Source organism: Micromonospora sp. NPDC047548, assembly GCF_040642975.1.
Lineage (GTDB): Bacteria > Actinomycetota > Actinomycetes > Mycobacteriales > Micromonosporaceae > Micromonospora.
In genome coordinates this window covers 184,709-200,312 of the sequence record NZ_JBEYTI010000005.1, presented here as the reverse complement: position 1 = coordinate 200,312, position 15,604 = coordinate 184,709, and the positions used below count along the sequence as shown (strand labels likewise).

The window sequence follows — 15,604 nt, the reverse complement described above, 5'->3', positions numbered from 1 at the left end:
GCCTGATGGAGGTGAACCGGTGAATGAACCTGACCCCTCGATTGAGGGTGTTCCGGCCGGCCGGGCGGTCACGACGGGCCGATCGCCGTCAGCCGAGCCCCGTCAGCCGAGGACCTCGTACCTCACCGTCAGCTCACCCAGGCTCACCGAGGCGATGGTCGCGAACGCGGCGCGGGACAGGTCGAGGCAGCGCCCCGCGATGAACGGGCCACGGTCGTTGATGCGGACGGTCACCGACTTGCCGTTGTCCGGGTTGGTGACCCGGACCCGGGTGTTGAACGGCAGGGTCTTGTGCGCGGCGGTCAGCTCGTCCGGGTTGAAGGTCTCGCCGTTGGCGGTCAGCTGGCCCTCGTCATAGAAGGACGCGCCGCAGGAGCCGCTGTCCACCACGGCGCTCTTCGGGGCGGCCTTGCTGGTCGTTGCGCTCGGCTTCGGGGCAGCGGTGCGGGTCTTGGCCCGGGAGGCCGCCTGGGCGGACCGGGTCGCCTTCGGGCTGGCCGTGACGGTCGGCGACGGGCTGGCCGTCGGGGGCGCGCTGGCGCTCGGGCTCGGCGAGGTGGTCGCGCTGGGGCTGACCGCGCCGGGCACGGTGTCGGCGACGACGGGGGTCGCCGCCTCACCCGAGGTGAGCTGCACGGCGCCGACGGTGCCACCGACGGCGAGCACGACGCCCACGGCCGCGGTGGCGGCGATGCCGGCCGGCGAGGAGAACATGCGGGTACGGGAGTGCCTACCAGCCACCTGACCGGTCCTTTCGTCAGCTGAACAAACCAGGTCGGACCGTAACGAGAGAAGCACTTCCGAAGTCAACGTGATCATGGTGGTATGGCCGGAATTGCAGTGATACGTGTAGCCGATCATCCGAGGCCACGGGGGCTGGACGGGCCAGCATCCTCCGGTGGCAGCGGGTGGGCGAGGATGGGCGGATGGCCGATGAGCTGCGCCGGCGGTTGACCGAACTGTTCCGCTGGGTCGACCCGGGTCCGGGCAGCAGCCATCTGGTCAGCGACACCTCCGGCTGGTGGCGCGACCCACAGGTGCTGGCCGCGCTCGGGCCGGCCCTGGTCGCGCCGTTCCGGGACGCCCGGCCGACCGTGGTGGTGGCCCCGGCCGCCACCGGGCTGATGCTCGGCCCGCTCGCCGCCACCGCCCTCGGGGTGGGGTTCGTGCCGGCGCACAAGCCGGGGGACGGGCGGCTGCCGGCCGGGCCGCTGACCTGGGCCCGGAGCGAGCCCGACTTCCGCGGCCGCCAGGTCGACCTGGCCGTGGTGGACCGGCGGCTCGGACCGGACGACCGGGTGCTGGTGGTGGACGACTGGGTCGCCACCGGGGCGCAACTGCGGGCGATCCGGGAGATCTGCGCCACCCGGGGCGCGACCTGGCTCGGGGCCGCCGCCGTGGTACGGGACTGCCCGCCCGAGGTGACCCGGGAACTCCACCTGCACGGGCTGCTCGACGCCGCCCGGCTGCCCGCTTGACCTGAAGCTCGCTTCAAGTCCGACGATCGGCGGATGGACAACGGCATCCTGGACGAGGCGTACCGACGGCTGCACCGCACCGGCCCCGAGTTCGAGGGCTGGCTCTCCAACCACGGACCGATGGCGGTCGAGGCCCTGGTCCGGCACGGCCACGACCGGAGCGTGCACCGGTGGCTGGACGACTACCTGCGCGGGCTCGACGAACTGCCGCGCGGCCAGCGGCGGATCGAGGACTGGCGGGAGGCACTCGGCGACCCGAAACGCGCCGGTGACTGGCTCGCCCACTTCGACCGGGAACTGCGCGAACACCCCTGGCGCGAGGTGCTGGGCACCTGGTGGCCACGGCTGCTGCCCGGCATCGCGGCCGGCGCGACCCACGGCGTCATCCGGGTCGGTCACGCCGTCCGGGCGCTGCGGGAGGACGGATCCAGCCCGGACCGGGTGACCGAGCTGGGCCAGGCTCTCGGCTACTGGGCGGCCCGCTGGCAGCCCGTGCCGGGCGCGGACGCGCCGTCCCGCCCCGACGGCCCGGACGTCGCCACCGCGCTGGCCGGGCTGCCCCGGATCGCGGATCGCACCGGCGGCATCCGGGAACGGCTGGCGCGGCTGAAGGACGTACCCGAATGGGCGCAGGCGGTGGCGGCGCCGCGCCCGGCGCGGACGCCCGCCGACGCGGAACGGGGGCTGATCGCACTGGTCCACCAGGCCACGCTGGACTACCTGCGGTACGGGCACGCGAACGCGGTGATGCTGGTGCACGCGGTGACCGCACCCACCGCGGTGCTGCGCACCCTGCCGGCGCTCGACCCGGCGCTCTGGGCGCCGAGCCTCACCGCGGCCTGGTCGGCCACGGCGGCGGTGACCGCGGTGTACGCCCCACCGCACGGCACGCCGATGCCGGTGGTCACCCCCGGCACCCCGGCGGAGGTCTTCGCCCGGGCCGCCCGGCACGGCGACGCGCACGTGGTCAAGCTGGCCGACGCCGTCCTCGACGCGCACGCCGCGACCGGCGACGAGCGGGTTCTCGCCGCCGCCGGCTACGCCGGTCAGCTGATCTGAACGAACTCCTCCACCGCGGTGCAGACCCGGCCGAGCACCTCGGCCGAGCGGGCCAGCGGACCGGGCACCAGCATCCCGTGGTGGGCGTCCGGGACCTCCAGCACGTGCGGGGTGAGCCGGCGCGCCACGTCGCCGTCCCAGGAGGGGTCGGCGGTGCCGCCGACCAACAGGAACGGCGCGGTGGCCCGACCCAGCGCGTCGACCACCTCGGGCCGGTGCAGCAGCGGGGTCAGCCAGACCGCGGGGAGCCCCCGGTCGGCGGCGAGCGGGGCGGCCAGCGAACCGAGCGACTTGCCGACCAGCAGGTCGGACCGCTCTGCCAGCGCCGGCTCCACCTGCCCGACCACCCACTGGACGGCGGCGGCCGGGCCGTCCCGGTCGGGGGCGAAGCGCTCCGGCGCCTGCCAGATGATCCGGTGCACGTCGAAACCGGCCCGGTCCAACGCCTCACCCACGTACGCGAAGAGCGGGTATCGCGTGTCGTAGCCCCGGCCGGGGATGAGCACCGCGCGCCGGTCCGCCATGGTCGATCTCCTCTCGCCAGCCCTCACCGTAGCGGCCGGCGCCGATTCCCCACGACGGGAAATCGGCGCTGGGTATCCTCGGCAGGATGTGGCCTCGGATCGGTGGACTGCGCACGCTCGCCCTCGGCACGCCAGGACGGGTGCGGACCAACCTCAACACGCTGGTGCTGGCCGGGGTGAAGACGGCGACCGCCACCCTGCTCACCGAGTACGCCGAGGAGGGTGAGGAGCTGGAGCACGTCGGCGAACGGCTGGTCCTGGTGGACGACGCCGACGCGCTCGCCGGGATCGTCGAGGTCACCGGCGTCGAGCTGGTCCGCTTCGCCCACGTCCCGTGGGAGTTCGCCCGCGCCGAGGGGGAGGGCGACCGCTCGATCGAGGAGTGGCGGGAGGGGCACGCCGCCTACTGGGCGCGCGTCGGCACCCCGGTCACCGACGACACCGAGATCGCCTGCATGCGGTTCCGGCTGGTCTCCGCAGGCGACGGCGGCGTCGCCACCGGCGACCTGGGGGTGTGACGGGCCCGGTCAGGCCCCGCGCAGCTCGGGCAGCAGGCGGGTGGCGACGTCCACCAGGACCGCCTCGTCGCCGGCGTACCAGCTGTTGGCCCGGGGCCAGTGCGTGACCACGTCGGTGAAGCCGAGCGCCGCCGCCCGGGCCACCTGCTCGGCGAAGAAGTCGGCGCTGCTCAGCGAGAAGATCGGCGCCGAGTCCAGCGACAGGTAGCGGTCCAGGGTGGCCGGGTCCCGGCCGGTGGCGGCCAGCGTCTGGTCGAGCCGGGCGCAGAGCTGCCCCACCCCGTCCCACCAGCTCGTCAGGTCATCGCCACCGGTGCCGGTGGTGACCCAGCCCTGACCGAAGCGGGCCACCAGCCGCATCGACCGGGGACCGTTCGCGGCCACCACGAACGGCACCCGGGGCTGCTGCACGCAGCCCGGGTTGTTCCGGGCGTCCACCGCGGCGAACCAGTCGCCCCGCCAGGTGGCGCCGTCCTCCCGCAGCACCAGGTCGAGCAGTTCGGTGAACTCGGCGAAGCGGTCCACCCGCTGCCGGGGTGGCAGGGTCTCGCCGCCCAGCACCGCGGAGTCGAAACCGATGCCGCCTGCCCCGAGGCCGAGCAGCACCCGGCCGGCCGAGACGTCGTCGAGGGTGGTCACCTGCCGGGCGAAGGCCGCCGGGTGCCGGAAGTTCGGCGAGGCGACCAGCGTGCCGAGCCGGATCCGGGAGGTCACCGTGGCGGCGGCGGTCAGGGTGGCCATGGAGTCGAACCAGGGGCCGTCGACGAGGTCGCGCCAGCCCAGGTGGTCGTACGTCCAGGCGTGGTCGAAGCCCCACTCGTCCGCCTGGCGCCAGCGGCGCTGCGACTCCGACCAGCGCTGGTCGGGAAGGATCACGATGCCAATCCGCATGATCGCCAGGGTACGGCCCGACGCGGCCCGAGCCACCCGGCGCGGTCTGGTCATACATCGATCATCTGTATATGATCCCTCTCATGGCGGCGATGCGTGAACCGACGTTCCTGATCCTCACCGCGCTCGCCGGCGGTCCCCGGCACGGCTACGGCATCGTCCAGGACGTCGCCGTCCTCTCCGAGCAGCGGGTGACCCTGCTCCCCGGCACCCTCTACACCGCGCTGGACCGACTCACCGCCGAGGGCCTGGTGGAGCCCGACCGGGAGGAGACCGTGGACGGCCGGCGACGCCGCTACTTCCGCCTCACCTCTGACGGGCACGCCGCCCTCGGGGTCGAGGCCACCCGGCTGCGCCAGCTCGCCACCGCCGCCGAGGCCCGGCTGCGCGCGTTCCGCCCCGGCACCGCCTGACCTGCCCACCCGCCCACCCGCCCGGCCAGTTCCGGCCGGGCGGCGGAGGCACACCTCGCACCGCCTGACCCGAAACCGAGCCCCGGAAGGAAGGCCATGGCACCGACCGACGACCCGCTCGCACGCCGCTACCGCCGCCTGCTGCGCTGCTACCCACGCGCCTACCGCCGGGAGCGCGGCGACGAGCTGCTGGCCCTGCTGCTCGACACCGCGCCGCCCGGACAGAGCAGGCCACGGCTCCGGGAGGCCGTCGACCTGATCCGCAACGGGATGCGCTGCCGGCTCGGCCGACCGGCCAGCAGCACCGTCGTCGCCTGGGCGGCGCTGGCCGCGGTCGTCTGCGGGCTCTTCAGCGCGGCACTATCGGCCCGGGTCGCCTGGGAGACCGCCCGACCGCTGCCGGGCCCCGCCGAGACCGGCGAGATCTTCCGGACCGTGCTGCCCGACCATGGACCCGACCATGTCGACATCCCGTCGTCGTTCTTCGGGTACTACACCCAGCCGCTGGGCCTGGACGACCTGGACAACCTGCTCCTCGGCGACGGCGGGGAGTACCAGCAGACCGCCACCGACGCGTGGGCTGCCGGTCCGCCACCCGTCCCGTCCGATCAGACGGTGGCGGTGGCCCAGCGCCGGCTCCGGGAAACGGGCTGGCACCTGGACGGGGTGACGGTGGAGAGCGCCAACGGCTGCGTCGACAAGCTCTGCGCCTCCTCCATGCTGATCACCTACACCACGGTCAACGCCAGGCAGGGCGACACCCTCCTCGCCGTCACGGTCAACTCGAACCCCGAGCCCGAGTCGCCGTACGCGTCGATCGCCCTGCGCCGCACCACGCCGCCACTGGTCCTACCGGCCGCCGTCGGTGGCGGGCTGCTCGGCGCGCTGGCCGGCTGGCTGCTCTTCGGCTGGGCGAGCCGGCGCACCGAGGCACCGCACCCCGCCCGGACGGTGGTGAAGGTCCTCCTCGGCGTGACGCTCCTCCTGTGGTGGCTGCCGGTCCTGGTGTCCGTGCCGGCGCTGGCGAGCCACCACCGGGGCGAACCGCACGCCCAGTGGCATCCGCTCTGGGAGTGGCTCGGCCAGCCGACCCTCTCGCTGTTCTTCCTGGTCGGATCGGTGAGCGCGCTGCTCGGGATCGCCCTGGCCACGCTGCCCCGGCGGGACGCCGACCGGGTGTCGACGCTCGCGAGCGGCTGACCCCTCCGGTCAGCTCGGGGCGAGCTTGGTCATCATCCGGGGCAGGTGCGGGTCGAGGGTGCGGGGGTCCGCCGCCGCCACCTCGGCTGGCGTCCACCACCGGACGGCCCGGAACTCCCCCGGGTCGGGCGTGAGCGGCTGCTCCCGACGGCCCTCCAGCACGTACCAGAGGCTCACGTCGACGTGCCGCTCGTCGGGTGGGCCGACCGTCGGCGTGACGGTGAGGAAGAGCGGGCGTTCCCCCTGGTCCGCCGGGAAGACCGCCGGCACGCCCAACTCCTCGACCACCTCCCGGCGTACGGTCTGCACCGGGTGTTCCCCGGGCTCGACGTGACCGCCGGTGGGCAGCCACCGCCCGGCGTTGCGGTGGTCGACCAGGAGGACGCCGCCGTCGGTGATGTCGCGCAGCAGGAAGTACGCGACCAGGTGCGGCGACGGGGTGCGGGGCTTGGCCCGGCGAAAGACGTCGTCGGTCGCGGCGAGCCAGTCGAGGCACTCCACGCGGTGCGTCGCCTCCAGGTCGTCCAGCGGCGCGATCGACTCGACCAGCGTCCGGATCTCGTCCAGCACCCGCATTCCGCGCATCCTGCCAGTCACCGGTGGTTACGGGATGAGCAGCCCCCAGTAGGTCGCCCAGGGTACGAACAGCAGGCCGGCGACAACGAGCAGGCTGAGTCGGACCTGGTCACCGCGGCTGAGGTCGTGACGGTGACGTCGCCACGACAGTGCGGTGGCGACGGTGGCCACGACGGTGCCGACGGCGAGGGCCTGCAGGCCGAGCCAGGGTGCAGGGCGGCCGATCACCACGGGTCCGACGACGTTTGCGGCGGTGGCCATCACGAAAAAGAGGTACATGAGCGCACCCATCGTGGTCGCCAGGCCGATGGCGGCCAGCCAGCGCGCCGAACGCCGCACCGGCGGGGCGCCACGTCGGCCGCGGATGCGCCGTACGGCGGCGGTCAGCGGGTAGCCGGTGAAGGCCACCAGGAACACGATCAGGATGACGAGTTGGATCCAGGGGGACTCGTACCAGGCGAGCGGTGTGAGCGTGGGGGCGGGTACGTCCTGAGCCGGAGCCTCGGCGTTCGGGCTGGGCAGGGCGTGGGGCAGGTTCTCGATCCAGGAGGTCTCGTAATCGCCGTACGTGGGCGGGAGGCTGTCGAGCCGGTCGAAGCCGCCGTTGGCCGTCAGGTGCAGGTTGTGCCGTACGCCGGGGACGAACCGGATCGTGTAGTGGTTGTTGCCGCCGTTGTCCAGTGCCTGCCGGATGATCTGGCTGCTCTCCCGTGGGAGGGCTTCGCGGTCAAGTTCGCCCCATTGCGCGAGTACTGGCTGATGCACCGCCGGCCAGGCCGGTGTCGGGTCGAAGTTGGCCGCCGGGAACAGGCCCGCGCCGATCGTCATCCGCACCGCGTTGACCTGCATCGTGTGCAGGAACGACCCGGACACGCCGGCGTGCCGGAGGAACTCGCCGTATCCCCATGCCGTCTGGGCGCCGGGGGTGATACCGACCGCGCCGACAGTGATCAGGAATTTCACATCGGTGGAGCGGTGCGCGGCGAGCGGCGCGACATAGGCACCCTCCGACAGTGCCCACAGACCAAGCCGGGCCGGGTCGACATCAGCGCGGGACCGGAGCAGTTGCAGGCCGGCGAGCGCGTCGTCGGCCAGCACCGAGTAGTCACGATGTAGCAGTGAGTAGCCTACGGTCCGCTTGTCGTAGATGAGTGTCACGACGCCGCGCCGTGCGAATGCCTCGGCGTCCGCGTACAGTGCCTGCCGGCCTCGATTGCCCGCTCCCTCAATCAGCACCATCGCTGGCCGGCGCTGTGTCGTCGGCGCCGGTGCCAGGACCGTGCCGTGCAGGACCACGCCGCCGTTGCCGGAGAAGGACACCTCCGTGCTGGTCACGCCGTCCGGGGCAGCGTGTGCGGGAGCGGTCGGAAGGACAAGCACGGCAGCAGCGAGGGCTGCCAGTGCTGCCACGATCCGCGGCAACCACCGGAAACCGCCCGGTCTGCTGGCACCGGATTCGCCGGTTCGACGCGTTGCCCTGATCTGGGCCACCGCATGCTGCATGGGTCCGTCCCTTCAGATCGTCTGGCGCACCCGGCGGGGCGCCATCCACGAAGATCAGGTTCGCCTACTCGCGGGACACGGCCCAGTGCCGTCGCACCTCATGTCGTAGGGGTGCAGGCACCTGGACGGATCGGGGTCCCTGGCTCGTCGACGCCCAGCGGCACGAAACCTAGGGTTGATCTTGTTCGGGGACGCTTGATCTGCCGTGCACGGCACGGCTGGAAGGATCGTGACCATGCGACGGAGGATCGCGCACGGGGCACGGGAGCTCGGGCAACTGCTGGCCGGTGCGGCCATCGGGTTGCCCGCACCGGTCCTACTGTTCCTGATGGCGGTCTCGGTGCCGGCGAGTCTTGCGGCGGGTCTGGGCGTCCTGCTCTTCGTCACCGCCGTATGGCTGACTCGCCGCCTGGCCGATCTGCAGCGCCACCGGGTCGCGGCGGTGCTGGGCGAGCCGGTCACCTCCCCTTACCTGCCGTTGCCCGCGGGCGTACCGGCCCGAGCCCGCACCTTGATCGGCGACCTGGCCACCTGGCGCGACCTGACCTGGCTGGTGTGCCAGTTCGTGCTGAGCGTGATCAGTGTGACGCTGGGACTGGGACTGTGGTTGGCGGCCGCGGAGTTCCTGTCCGCGCCGTTGCTTCGGGCTCTGCTGCCTTCCCAGACCGTCTTCGACCCCGCAGTGCTGGAGATCACCGGCAGGTCCGGTCCGCTCGCGTGGGCGCTGGTGCCGGTCGGCGCCGGGCTGGCTGTGCTGGCCTATCGCACGCCGCGGCATCTCATCGCTGGTCAGGCACGGCTCGCGGCCGTACTGCTCGGGCCCACGTCCGCCGCCAGGTTGTCCGCGCGGGTGGACCAGCTGACCACCACCAGGGCCGCCGCCGTTGATGCCTCCGCCGCCGAACTCCGCCGGGTCGAACGGGATCTGCATGACGGGGCGCAGGTACGCCTCATCGCCGTGACCATGAATCTCGGCATGGCCGAGGACGTCATCGACGCAAATCCGGCCGGTGCCAAGGCGCTGTTGGCCGAGGCGAAGGCCAGCGCGAGCGCGGCCCTGACGGAACTGCGCGACCTGGTGCGCGGCATTCATCCGCCGGTGCTGGCCGACCGGGGGCTGGCGGGGGCGGTGCGAGCTCTGACGCTGACCAGCAACCTCCCGGTCGAGCTGGATCTTCGGCTTGACCGGCGCCTGAGCGCGCCGGTGGAGTCCGCGGCATATTTCGTCATAGCCGAGTCGTTGGCCAACGCGATCCGGCACAGCGGCGCCGGTGGTGTCCAGATCGCCATCGCCGACAGTGGTCCGGCACTGTGCATCAGCGTGCGCGACGACGGACACGGCGGAGCCGATCCGTCCCGCGGCAGCGGACTGCGGGGCATCCAACGTCGGCTGTCCGCCTTCGACGGAACCCTCCGCATCGCCAGCCCGCCGGGCGGGCCTACCGTGCTGGACATGGAGCTGTCGTGCGCGTCCTGATCGCCGAGGATCAACTACTGCTGCGCGACGGGTTGACCCGGATGCTGACCGCGTACGGCTTCGAGGTCGTGGCCGTCGTCGACGACGCCGTGCAACTCGCCGACGCGCTCGTCTCAACCCGGCCCGACGTCGCCGTGCTCGACGTGCGCCTACCACCCACCTTCACCGACGAAGGACTGCGCGCCGCCATCGCCGCCCGCCGCGAGGTGCCCGGCCTGCCCGTCCTGATCCTCTCCCAGTACGTCGAACGGCTGTACGCCCGTGAACTGCTCTCCGACCGCTCCGGGGCGGTCGGATACCTCCTCAAGGACCGGGTCGGTGACGTAAGGCAGTTCATCGACGCGATCCGCCAGGTCGCCACCGGCGGCACGGTGATGGACCCAGAGGTCGTCGCGCAACTGCTGGGCACAATCGCCGGCGGTGATGTCTCGGCCAAAGACCTAGGTCATCCGTCAGACATGTGCTGAGACGGGCCCTGACTCGCCGCAAGCGGCCATAATCTACCAACACGCCACCCCAGAGGCGGATCAGGCCATCGCCCAGGCGATGAGCGACGAAGTGAAGGCGGAGCGCAAGAAGGCCAAGAAGGCGGCGGCCGGCACCTCGGACAAGCCGAAGGCCAAGGGCAAGAAGGCGTGCCTAGTGGCCCGTGGATGGCCCGCCGGGCGCTCGTGGCCGGAGAAGCGTCGAAGGCCCTGGCTGGGACTCGCGTCCTGGCCAGGGCCTCGATCGTGGAGCGGGTGACGGGAATCGAACCCGCACTGTCAGCTTGGGAACCGTACAAGATCCGCTGACAACTGGCGCTGCTGCCAATTCGGCAACCCTTCGGGTGGCCTGGAGTGACCTAGACCGGCCAGGCGTAATGGCCCGCTAATGGCCCGCCAGCCCCAAAGGCAGGGGGGCACCTCCCTAGGCGCCGCCCCCTACACCGCCGCCTCCGGAGGGACGCACCTCTCCCGGCCGCATCCTGTCGTTGAGCTGGGCGAACGCCAGCCAGGCAGGGGAGAGCGGTCAACTTCGGCATGCATTCGGCAGAGAGGGCTTCCCGCACGGCTGGCGCGCTTTCCTGCGGCGACCATGATCCGGTAGGTAGTCTCCGCTCATGATCGCGCCGCCCCTCGCCTCGCGTTAATGGCGACTCCGCGCCGCAGCGGCTGTCGTCGCCGTTCTCGCGGGCTGCCTCGTGGTCCCTGTTGGGTGGGCCGCCGTCAAGCCGGTCGACGCGGACCGGGGTGAGGCGACCCCCGTTGCTGCCGCGAACGCCTACCTTCTGACGGTGTTCAGCGGCTCCGATGGCGAGCCGGGCATCCGCCGCTGCCTGTACCGCGACCGCGAATCGGAACTCTTGGCGGAAGTACGCGCGTGGCGCGCCAAGGTTGCTGCAATGGATTCCGAAATCAGGGTGGAGTCTGGATATTCCATTCGAGAGAGGATTGAGTGATGAAAGTTAGTTCGAAGGTTTTAGGGTTGATTATGGGCGCATTCTTCATTCCATTATCCTTGATTGGATGCGCAGAGAGCGAGGAGTCAAGTGGGGAAACAAAGATTTTCGAAATTGCTAATACCGAAGAAGTTGTCGGCAAGAAGGGCGAAGAAGTGTTGACACTCAGGAAGCATTATATGGTTCTGAATCCACCAAGGGACTTGATAGATTTGAAGGATTTAGTTGAAGGATACGTCAAGGATAATCCAGTCGAAAGTGAGAACGGATTCCTTCATCTGTCTTTCTACAGGGAAAGTGACGACTTGCCAAGGAACTGGCAGCCTGATGAGGGTTACATGAATACGGATCGGCTGGAACATCATAAAAGCGATCTCATTGCATCGATCACTTGGTCAGATATCCAACCCGAAAAAGAATACGATGTTTATGACAAAAGTGAGGAAGGGAAAATCCTGAAGCGGATGCGTTTCATTGAGGATCGGCTTGTTGAGTGAGTGCGCCAGACCGCGGCGCGACGCTGCTGCCAGGTCGGCAGCCCTCTGGGTGGCCTGGAATGACCTAGATCGGCCAGGCGTAATGGCCCGCCAATGAGCCATTCCGGGCAAGGCCATGGTGACGTTACGTAGTGTTGGATCTGTGGCGTGAGGAACTGGCGCGGACCGGCAACCGTCTGGCAGTGGCTGGCGTCGAAGGCACGTGAACACAGTTCTGGACGTGCTGATGTTTCTCGCGGTGGCGCTGCTCGCGTATCTCACGGGGCAACGCTTCCCGCATCTGGGTGGGTGGGTCAGCCGGTGGGGCAGTCGTTATCGCGCGGCCGTGGTTCGACCGTCAGGACCGTGGCGTTGGTGGTCACGGCTGCTGTTCGTGGTAGGTGCGCTCGCCGCCACGGCGCTGGTGTGGCCGATCATCCAGCCGGGAGATCCCGTCGCCGACGAGATGTTGGAGCCGGCTGAGGTCGCCGTGATCGTCCCTGTGGTCCTTGTGTTCCCGGTCGCGTGGGCCCTATTGGGCCGGTCCAGGCCGTATGCCTGGCGCGTCGCTATCGTGCTCGCCGCGTGTGTCGCCGGGTGGTCGCTGTGGACCGTCACGTTCGGCAGTTACGGCACCCCGCCCAACATCGATGACGGACTGCGCTGGTACTTGGTGGGGACAGGCGTCATCGTCGCGTCCGCGACCGCGGTCGAGTCGTGGAAGCGGCGGCAGCGGGACCTGTTGACCATGCGTTGGGCGGCCGGCGCGTTCGTGTGGATGATCGGCGTGGCTGCTGCCTTGGCAATACCGGTCGTCGGCGACCAGCAGGTGCCGCCGCACGACGCGATCCTACCGCTGCCTCCGGCGATGACCGTGGTCCACGAGGAGGCGCGGTGCGCCATGCCCGAGAACTTCGGTTTCGGTCCCCGCTCCTGCAAGCGCCGGTTCACGGTCGCCGCCACCGACGGGTCGAACGTGGGAGAGTTGGCCCGGCGGCTCGGCGACCATCTGCAACGAACCAAGGGCTGGCCGGCCACATGGTACGACTCGTCTACCGCCCATTTCCCATGCCGACGGATTGGCTGGCTCAACCCCTACGAACTCTGCCTCGAACTGCGGCGCGACGAATCGACGTCGACCGTGAAGCTCCAGCTCGCGTACTACAACGGACGAGAACGTGTCGTCTACTGAGCCGTTTTGCGCAGGGTGTTGATCGCTGAGTGTTGTCATGTGGTGCGGGCGTGGTCGAAGTGAAGGAGCACGAGGGCTGCGGCGACGATCTTCCCGATCTGCCAGAGATCCAGGCTGACGTTGCGCAGCGCCTTGAACGTCATCTTCAGCAGGGCGTTGCCTCGCTCGCCGACAGAAACAGCACATGGTCAACTACGTCGGCGAGGCATCCGAGGCGTTCGTGTTCACCGGCGAGAGCGGCCGGAACCTCTGGCGCGGCGACTTCAACAAGCTGGTCAAGTGGTCCGAGGCGGTGGCCGCCGTGGGCGTGCCCGGCCTGCACTTCCACGACCTGCGGCATACCGGCAACACGCTCGCGGCACGGGCACCGGGTGCGAGCCTGCGGGACATCATGGCCCGGATGGGCCACGACAGCCCGCGCGCGGCCTTGTCTACCAGCACGCCAACCGGGAGGCCGACCAAGGGATCGCCGATGCGATCGACAAGGCGGTGAAGGCGGCCCGGCGCAAGCCGAGCAAGCGCAAGCCGAGGTGGGCCGCCGCGGATGGCGGGCCGGCCGTCGAGGCGAGCTAATGGCCCACGGCCTGTTTCATCTCCCCTGACAACGCGGAAGCCCTGGTTGGGACTCTCGTCCTGACCAGGGCTTTCGTGCGTTGGAGCGGGTGACGGGAATCGAACCCGCACTGTCAGCTTGGGAATCGGATTGATCACGGTGGCGCGTGGTCGTGCCACCTGCTGTCGAGCATGGGAGGGACCGGTCGATGTCATGCGACAGGCCGTTGTTGACCCCTGCTGACCGCTCCATCGGGCACAGGTCGGGCACGGCGGCGCGTGGACTTGAACCCCTAAACCGCCAGCCGGTTGGCAGATCCACCGAAAGTGGACCGGTCAGCCCTCTGGCCTGGCTCGACGCTCCTCGGTGTCTCTCGATCTTTCGCATACGTTTTCGGTATCGACTGTGCCGAATCTGTGCCCGATGATCTTTGGACGCCCTCTTACCTCGGACGGGGGATCGTTGGCTTGCGGGCAGCTCTGGGCGCATCGCACGTATGAGTCTGGGTGCTGCCGGAAGAGGCGACGGCAGCTTCGATCGCGTCGCCGGCCGCGCAGATGCGCCGGTCCAAGCGTCGGATCTCGGCGACGACGTCGGCCGCGATCAGTGATTCGGGCATCTTCGGTGTGGCCGGGCTGCCACACTTTGTCCTGTGGTAAGTGAGGACGACGGGGCGTCCGATGACAGGTCAGCGCGGGCACCGCGCGGCGTTCGACCGCTACGCGAGGGGCTCGGCGTAACCAGCGTGGAGCTCTTCTTCGATCTGGTGTTCGTCCTCGCGTTCATCCAGGTCGTTGCGTTGATGGACGACGACTTCACCAGTCACGGCGTGCTGAACGGGATGCTTGTGCTGGCCCTGTTGTGGTCGACGTGGTCCATCTATGCCTGGTTGGGCAACAGCCTCCAAGCTCGGGTCGGGCTGATCCGGATCGCACTGCTGTTTGTGACGGTGGTCACCCTTGTGATGGCGGTAGCGGTCCGACAGGCATTCACCGATTTCCGGGGCGCGGCTATCTCCGGCCCGGTGGTGTTCGTCGCGTGCTTCGTGGTCGTTCGGCTGGTGCATCTGGCGTTGCGTTGGTACGCCATTCCAGGCACGAGGCCGCGCATCGTCCTGCTGATCGCCGCGCCACTGTTTGTCGCCTCCGTCCTTCTGTTCTCCGCCGCCGTCGTGCCGCAGCGACTGTTCCACGACCCGTGGCTGGTCAAGGCAAGCCAGACCGGGCTCTGGATGGTTGCTATCATCATCGACTATGGCCGCGCCCTGGTGATGCGGTCGTGGGGGTGGCAGATCATCTCGGCCCGGCACTGGGCGGAGCGGCATGGCCTCATCGTGCTCGTCGCCCTTGGCGAGTCGCTCATAGCGGTTGGCCTGACCAGCAGCGGCGTGCCGATGACCGGATCGCTCATCGCGGCCCTCGTCTTCGCCATCGTCATCGCCGCCGCATTGGGCTGGACCTATTTCGACGTCGTCGCGATCGCCGCCGAGCGGACGCTGATCCAGAACCCCGTCCAGCGCCGGGTTGCCTACGCCCGCGACGCCTACAGCTATGTGCACCTGCCGATGATCGCCGGCATCATGCTGCTCGCCCTCGGACTGCACAAAGTGGTGACAATCATCAAAGACAATGAGCTGCACCATTCGGCCGTGCAACTGGAGAGCCTGGGCCTCCACGCCCTCTATGGTGGAGCAGCCCTGTTCCTGTTCTCCCACCTCGGCTTCCAACTGCGGATCACGCGCCTGCTCAGACGGGTCATCTGGCCGCGAGTGATTACCGCAGCGCTGCTGGTGGCGCTCATCCCGGCCGCCGGCCAGCTTTCGGCGGTGGTAGCGCTCGGCCTGCTGGCGGCTGTCTGTGTCAGCCTGGTCATCACGGAGGTCCTCGTCGCCGGCGGGCGGCGTAAAGAACTGCGCGAGACCGCTCTAGCCGGGGGCTTTCGGCAAGAGGGCACCTAGACCGGGCCGGCGGGCACGCCCACAAACTGCGCGCTGTTGCCATCCCGTCTGCCGCCGACCCGCCCGTTTGGGGAGCGGGCCGCCGCCCGGTCCGCCACGTCAAGCGGACCTTGACGCATGTACGGACGCTGGCGGGCCGGGCGGTGGTCTGCTCGGCTCGCCCGGGTCGTCGGCTGGCGGGATGGCCCTGCGCAACCACCCACGAACCGCAACGCGCGGACGGAGCCCCCGGCCATCCTGGAGTCGTTGCGCCCCCGCCGGAGGCGCAGTGACCGCGACCCGGCGACCGGCGCGGCCCGCCGCGCGGACCCGGCGTGCTCCTCCCTGCGCCGCGTCGTTCGGGCGC

Annotated in this window: 18 protein-coding genes and 2 pseudogenes; 14 read left to right on the top strand and 6 right to left on the bottom strand. The window is 70.0% G+C overall.

The genetic code is table 11. The features are described from left to right. Nucleotides 1–102: 102 nt before the first annotated feature. Nucleotides 103–741: a septal ring lytic transglycosylase RlpA family protein gene (locus ABZ807_RS07755; protein ID WP_357154048.1), complete on the bottom strand. Its 639-nt coding sequence runs from the start codon at nucleotides 739–741 to the stop codon at nucleotides 103–105. A gap of 185 nt (nucleotides 742–926) precedes the next feature. Here ABZ807_RS07755 and ABZ807_RS07750 point away from each other — a divergent pair, with 185 nt between their 5' ends. Then, nucleotides 927–1,478 (top strand): phosphoribosyltransferase, encoded by a 552-nt coding sequence (locus ABZ807_RS07750; RefSeq protein ID WP_357154046.1) that lies wholly within the window; start codon nucleotides 927–929, stop codon nucleotides 1,476–1,478. A gap of 33 nt (nucleotides 1,479–1,511) precedes the next feature. Then, nucleotides 1,512–2,537, top strand: a complete 1,026-nt coding sequence (locus ABZ807_RS07745; protein WP_357154044.1) for a questin oxidase family protein — start codon at nucleotides 1,512–1,514, stop codon at nucleotides 2,535–2,537. Here the strand turns inward: ABZ807_RS07745 and ABZ807_RS07740 are convergent. Then, nucleotides 2,525–3,061 carry an alpha/beta hydrolase gene (locus tag ABZ807_RS07740; RefSeq protein WP_357154043.1) on the bottom strand — a complete coding sequence of 179 codons (537 nt, stop codon included), beginning with the start codon at nucleotides 3,059–3,061 and terminating at the stop codon, nucleotides 2,525–2,527. The two genes, ABZ807_RS07745 and ABZ807_RS07740, sit on opposite strands and share 13 nt — an antisense overlap. 86 nt (nucleotides 3,062–3,147) lie before the next feature. On the opposite strand from ABZ807_RS07740, the gene ABZ807_RS07735 reads away from it, so the two are divergent. Further along, on the top strand, nucleotides 3,148–3,579 hold the full coding sequence (locus ABZ807_RS07735) for an ASCH domain-containing protein (protein ID WP_357154041.1): 432 nt from the start codon (nucleotides 3,148–3,150) through the stop codon (nucleotides 3,577–3,579). Between the two features lie 9 nt (nucleotides 3,580–3,588). Here ABZ807_RS07735 and ABZ807_RS07730 read toward each other — a convergent pair whose 3' ends face one another. Then, nucleotides 3,589–4,524 carry an LLM class flavin-dependent oxidoreductase gene (locus ABZ807_RS07730; RefSeq protein WP_357154038.1) on the bottom strand — a complete coding sequence of 312 codons (936 nt, stop codon included), beginning with the start codon at nucleotides 4,522–4,524 and terminating at the stop codon, nucleotides 3,589–3,591. Nucleotides 4,525–4,541: 17 nt separating this feature from the next. Between ABZ807_RS07730 and ABZ807_RS07725 the strand changes: the two genes are divergently transcribed. Further along, nucleotides 4,542–4,883: a helix-turn-helix transcriptional regulator gene (locus ABZ807_RS07725; protein ID WP_357154036.1), complete on the top strand. Its 342-nt coding sequence runs from the start codon at nucleotides 4,542–4,544 to the stop codon at nucleotides 4,881–4,883. A gap of 96 nt (nucleotides 4,884–4,979) precedes the next feature. After that, nucleotides 4,980–6,083 (top strand): hypothetical protein, encoded by a 1,104-nt coding sequence (locus ABZ807_RS07720; protein WP_357154034.1) that lies wholly within the window; start codon nucleotides 4,980–4,982, stop codon nucleotides 6,081–6,083. A 9-nt stretch (nucleotides 6,084–6,092) separates the two neighbouring features. Here the strand turns inward: ABZ807_RS07720 and ABZ807_RS07715 are convergent, their stop codons facing one another. Both ABZ807_RS07715 and ABZ807_RS07710 read right to left on the bottom strand, forming a co-directional pair. Beyond that, the gene (locus ABZ807_RS07715) at nucleotides 6,093–6,659 is read right to left on the bottom strand and encodes an NUDIX hydrolase (RefSeq protein ID WP_357154033.1); all 567 of its coding nucleotides are present in this window, start codon (nucleotides 6,657–6,659) and stop codon (nucleotides 6,093–6,095) included. 27 nt (nucleotides 6,660–6,686) lie between these two features. Beyond that, nucleotides 6,687–7,994, bottom strand: a complete 1,308-nt coding sequence (locus ABZ807_RS07710; protein WP_357154032.1) for a hypothetical protein — start codon at nucleotides 7,992–7,994, stop codon at nucleotides 6,687–6,689. A 403-nt stretch (nucleotides 7,995–8,397) separates the two neighbouring features. Between ABZ807_RS07710 and ABZ807_RS07705 the strand changes: the two genes are divergently transcribed. From ABZ807_RS07705 to ABZ807_RS07680, 6 genes and pseudogenes are all read left to right on the top strand, one after another. Further along, nucleotides 8,398–9,639, top strand: coding sequence for a sensor domain-containing protein (locus tag ABZ807_RS07705; protein ID WP_357154030.1), 1,242 nt, complete (start codon nucleotides 8,398–8,400; stop codon nucleotides 9,637–9,639). Further along, nucleotides 9,627–10,043: pseudogene (locus ABZ807_RS07700) on the top strand (response regulator transcription factor); the annotation flags it as partial. The gene ABZ807_RS07705 and the pseudogene ABZ807_RS07700, both read left to right, overlap by 13 nt. Before the next feature lie 142 nt (nucleotides 10,044–10,185). Next, complete coding sequence (locus tag ABZ807_RS07695) at nucleotides 10,186–10,383, top strand: hypothetical protein (protein WP_357154029.1); 198 nt, start codon at nucleotides 10,186–10,188, stop codon at nucleotides 10,381–10,383. 532 nt (nucleotides 10,384–10,915) lie between these two features. Next, entirely contained in the window at nucleotides 10,916–11,080 is a 165-nt protein-coding gene (locus ABZ807_RS07690; RefSeq protein WP_357154028.1) for a hypothetical protein, read from the top strand. Continuing rightward, complete coding sequence (locus tag ABZ807_RS07685) at nucleotides 11,080–11,577, top strand: hypothetical protein (protein ID WP_357154026.1); 498 nt, start codon at nucleotides 11,080–11,082, stop codon at nucleotides 11,575–11,577. Before ABZ807_RS07690 ends, ABZ807_RS07685 begins: the two co-directional genes overlap by 1 nt. A gap of 220 nt (nucleotides 11,578–11,797) precedes the next feature. Continuing rightward, entirely contained in the window at nucleotides 11,798–12,748 is a 951-nt protein-coding gene (locus tag ABZ807_RS07680; protein ID WP_357154024.1) for a hypothetical protein, read from the top strand. A 35-nt stretch (nucleotides 12,749–12,783) separates the two neighbouring features. Here the strand turns inward: ABZ807_RS07680 and ABZ807_RS07675 are convergent. After that, a pseudogene (locus ABZ807_RS07675) lies at nucleotides 12,784–12,915 on the bottom strand (IS5/IS1182 family transposase); the annotation flags it as partial. 17 nt (nucleotides 12,916–12,932) lie between these two features. Here ABZ807_RS07675 and ABZ807_RS07670 point away from each other — a divergent pair. From ABZ807_RS07670 to ABZ807_RS07660, 3 genes are all read left to right on the top strand, one after another. After that, nucleotides 12,933–13,241 (top strand): hypothetical protein, encoded by a 309-nt coding sequence (locus tag ABZ807_RS07670; protein ID WP_357154022.1) that lies wholly within the window; start codon nucleotides 12,933–12,935, stop codon nucleotides 13,239–13,241. A gap of 566 nt (nucleotides 13,242–13,807) precedes the next feature. Next, nucleotides 13,808–13,960: a hypothetical protein gene (locus tag ABZ807_RS07665; protein ID WP_357154021.1), complete on the top strand. Its 153-nt coding sequence runs from the start codon at nucleotides 13,808–13,810 to the stop codon at nucleotides 13,958–13,960. Between the two features lie 86 nt (nucleotides 13,961–14,046). Further along, nucleotides 14,047–15,258: a low temperature requirement protein A gene (locus ABZ807_RS07660; RefSeq protein ID WP_357154019.1), complete on the top strand. Its 1,212-nt coding sequence runs from the start codon at nucleotides 14,047–14,049 to the stop codon at nucleotides 15,256–15,258. Nucleotides 15,259–15,604 lie beyond the last annotated feature (346 nt).